This is a genomic window from Okeania sp. SIO2B9 (genome assembly GCF_010672505.1).
GTDB lineage: Bacteria > Cyanobacteriota > Cyanobacteriia > Cyanobacteriales > Microcoleaceae > Okeania > Okeania hirsuta.
This window is the reverse complement of record NZ_JAAHGK010001473.1, coordinates 1-1,731: the sequence shown is the minus strand read 5'-3', so window position 1 is coordinate 1,731 and position 1,731 is coordinate 1. Positions and strand designations below refer to the sequence as shown.

1 protein-coding gene and 1 pseudogene are annotated in these 1,731 nt (G+C 40.6%); one reads left to right on the top strand and one right to left on the bottom strand.

All coding sequences use genetic code 11. The annotated features are described in order from the left end of the window. The coding region (locus tag F6K13_RS31820; protein WP_287289683.1) for a creatininase family protein at positions 1-414 on the top strand (414 nt) is incomplete at its 5' end. Between the two features lie 471 nt (positions 415-885). Here F6K13_RS31820 and F6K13_RS31815 read toward each other — a convergent pair. Further along, positions 886-1,731: pseudogene (locus tag F6K13_RS31815) on the bottom strand (lipid-A-disaccharide synthase); the annotation flags it as partial.

Here is a 1,731-nt window from a genome sequence, read left to right as displayed (position 1 = left end):
CGCATACCTCACCCTAGCAAAGAATTGTTTACGCCAAAGGAAATGGAATTGGGAATTCATGCAGGAGATGGGGAAACCAGTATGATGTTGTCAATCTTGCCGGATATGGTAAAAATGGATAAGGCAGTAACAGAATATCCTCAAGATTTGCCAGAAGACAGTATGTTAAGTATGGAGGGGCAGTTGCCTTTTGCTTGGTTAACGCAGGAGTTAAGTTGTAGTGGGGTGTTGGGTGATGCCAAAGTGGCAACGAAAGAAAAAGGCGATCGCCTTATTGAGGCTTTTACGGATGGTTGGGTGCAGGTTATTCAGGACGTTTATAAATTTCGGCAACCAAAACAAATTGCTGAGGAGTCAGGAGGACTGAGTCAGGAGTCAGGAGAAAGAAAGGATTTGAATAGCATTAATTTTTAAATTCGTATTCAATAAAACACCTGTATTAAGATAAAGTAATTTTGTGATTACTGTCCGGATTTTATATGACAGCAGTTTTTGAGTTGATGAGGTACAAAGTTTTACGAGTTTAGGGAATAGGGAATAGTATTAAACTGTACCTCATGCTTTCTCAAAAGTGCTGTAATTATTAAGTGGAGACAAGCAAAACTTAGAAAGGGAGCAAGATGCTCCCACTGTCTATACCATTACAATGTACCACTACCAAAAAACGATAGTCTTCAAAAGCAATATGACGTAGATGGTGAAAAAGTATAGCTAATCTCCGAGAAGATTTAGTAATTATGTCAAAATTTCTTTCTTCCCTCTTCCCTGCTATATAGCACTACAAGAATTTGTTAGGACATTTGTCAATCCTAAAACCTTTTTACAATTTGCTATTCCCTGTTCCCTGTTCCCTGTTCCCTGTTCCCTATTCCCTAGCGCGTAGTGCTATAGCAACGATAACACAATTTCAGCCAACTTTTGTGCTGCTCCCGGTTGACCTCTAACACTTCTAAGGCGATCGCGCATTTCTGCTAATTTTTCTGGATGACTCAAAAAATCTAATACCAATTCTGCTACTGTTTCTGGTGTCAGTTTCCCTACTAACTCCGGCACAATTTCTTGTTTTGCCCAAATATTCGGCCAAGCAAACAGTTGTCCCTTGCGCAACACTAACCAATTAATTCCGGCAGCAAAAGCAGCTCCTACCCCCGGTAAATTTGCTAACAACCCAGGCAAACCATCCCAAGCTCTCATAATATCAAGTTGTTGGGTGGGTAATAATACAATCATCGGTATTGCCAACGAACCCAACTCAGCAGTATTAGCACCAACTGTGGTCAAGCAAAGACGGCATTGGGAAAGTAGATCGTAAGCAGGAGTGCGCGTTATTAATTCCACCTCTAGACCTGTAGGTGTCACCAATTTAGGATTTTCTGTCTCAGAGTTTGGAGGAATTAATAATTTTGCCTTAACACCACCCATTTTTTGAACTGCCGGATTTTTTCGAGAGTCGGCAAAACTGGCTAAAGTAGATAATTCCAGAGTAGGAGCAACTGGAATAATAAATCTCGTTTGCGGGCGTATTTTGTGAAGATGTTGAGCGATCGCTAAAGTTAAAGGTACGCCCAAAGATAACTTGGTAGGTTTCGACCCAGGCAATAACCCAATATACTCAACAATATTTTCCTCTGTTGTTGGTAAATCTATATTACTGGTTACCTCCGCCATCAAATCTCCCACTACTGTAAACTTATCGGCATATTTTGATGGTACTTCAGCAGCAACTTCTGA